The following is a 2,071-nucleotide window of genomic DNA, read 5'->3' as shown; positions in this document are numbered from 1 at the left end:
AAGTATTGGTTTTACTTTTTCCGTTCCTATTTACGATGGCCATCAGAAGAAAATGCAGTATAATAAACTCAGTCTTTCTGCTAAAACCATATCCAGTTACCGCGATTTTTTTGCCCGCCAGCAACAACAACAGCTAAACCTGATCCGTCAGCAGATTAACCAGACCGATTTACTCTTTCCAAAAATTAACGAACAGATCCGTTTTAGCAGAGGGTTGATCGAGGTAGACAGTAAATTGATGCATACTGGCGATTTAAAAGTGGCCGAYTTTGTTATTGCGATCAACAACTATATGGCTGCTCAAAATTTGTTGCGCCAAACCAATATTAACCGTTTAAAACTGATCAACCAATTTAATTACTGGAACCGATAACCATGAATAGCTATCTAAAATTAATGTGTAGTGGTATTGCCACGCTGTTTGTTTTTTCGGGATGTCATCATTCTGCCCCTGCAGAAACTGTAGATGAGCCCTCGCCAATTACCCCAGTTCAGGTGACTACGGTTCGAGATAGTTCTCTTTCAGAATTTGTGGAGCTTTCGGCAGTTTCGGCGTATCTGGAGAAAAGTTTTGTAAAGGCAAATATTAACGGTTATGTAGAAAGTACCCGAGTCGTATTAGGCAAGCAGGTGGGGAGCCATCAACTGTTGTTTAGTTTAATTACCAAAGAAGCAAAATCGATTGGCAATAGCGTAAATAAGCTCGATGCCGGGTTTAAGTTTTCTGGTATTTCCAATATCAGAGCCGATCAGGCTGGAACAATTATTCAGGTAAATCATCAAAAAGGAGATTATGTGCAGGATGGAGAAGCTTTGGCCACCATCAGTAACCGCAATAGTCTGGTTTTTTTGCTCGATCTGCCTTACGAATATAATCAGCTGATCAGTCAGAATAAAAGTCTGGTTATCCGCTTACCGGATGGAACTAAAATGACCGGAACGGTTTCAGGAACCATGCTTGCTGTCGATTCATCAGCGCAGACCCAACGTTATATTCTTAAAGTGGGGGCTGGTAAAGATATTCCCGAAGGCTTGATTGCGAAAGTGTGGTTAACGAAAGTAAATCATGCACAGGCCCAGGTATTGCCAAAATCGGCGGTATTGGCTAATGAAACTGAAGATGAGTTTTGGGTAATGAAACTGATCAATGATTCAACAGCGGTAAAGATAAACGTGAAAAAAGGCATCGAAAGCCAAAATACAATTGAAGTGATCGGCCCTAAATTTTCGAAAACCGACCGGATCATTACATCTGGGAATTATGGAATAGCAGATACTGCCAAAGTTAAAATCCAGAAGTAGCCATGAACAAGTTTTTTATTTCCCATAAAAACCCAATCCTGGCAGTATTGCTCATTATACTGGTTGGCGGAGTATATGCTTTCAGTCAGCTAAAAACAGGACTTTTTCCAGAAATTACCTTTCCAAAGATCAAGRTTATTGCCGATGCAGAATTGCAGCCGGTTGATAAGATGGTGGTTACTGTAACAAGGCCTTTAGAAAATGCGGTAAAACAAGTGCCCGATCTTCAATTGGTTAGGAGTACCACCAGTAGGGGCAGTTGTGAGCTTTCTGCATTTATGAACCCCGGTGCCGATATCGATCTGAGTCAGCAGCGCATAGAATCGCAGATTGCGAAAATCAGTGCTTCGTTGCCGGCTGGGGTTAACATTTCGGTAGAGAAGATGAATCCATCGATTCTTCCGGTAAGTGGATACAGCTTAGAAAGTCACAATTATTCGTCTGCTGAACTTAAAAAAATTGCCACCTATACCGTGAAACCCTTTCTTTCGCAGGTTGATGGCGTTTCCGAGATCCGTGTAATTGGCGGTAAGAGTAAAGAATACTGGCTGGAGCTTGATGTACAGAAAATGCAGACGCTGGGTATCGCCCCAGATCAGATCAGCAATGCACTCAGCCAAACCAATTTTATAAAATCTAACGGCTACCTCGCCGATCACAATTACCTGTACCTATCTGTAACCGATGCTACTGTAAAAAACAAAAGCGATCTGGAAAATCTGGTGTTGAGCAGAAAAGGTAACCGGATTATTAAAGTAATGGATATTGC

The 2,071-nt window shown here is 41.6% G+C and carries 3 protein-coding genes; all 3 read left to right on the top strand.

The window, feature by feature from the left end:
- Positions 1-373: hypothetical protein (locus AC1DPQ_RS26060; protein ID WP_477611341.1), on the top strand; the 373-nt coding region annotated here is incomplete at its 5' end.
- Positions 374-375: 2 nt separating this feature from the next.
- A complete protein-coding gene (locus AC1DPQ_RS26055; protein WP_477583797.1) occupies positions 376-1,302 on the top strand; it encodes an efflux RND transporter periplasmic adaptor subunit in 927 nt (308 codons plus the stop codon).
- 2 nt (positions 1,303-1,304) lie between these two features.
- Positions 1,305-2,071, top strand: a 767-nt coding sequence (locus AC1DPQ_RS26050; RefSeq protein WP_477611340.1) for an efflux RND transporter permease subunit, incomplete at its 3' end; no start/stop codon positions are given.

This window comes from Pedobacter sp. 01T416_2 (genome assembly GCF_056398925.1).
Note: the sequence above shows the minus strand (reverse complement) of the source record. Positions and strands in the feature narration are given on the sequence as shown.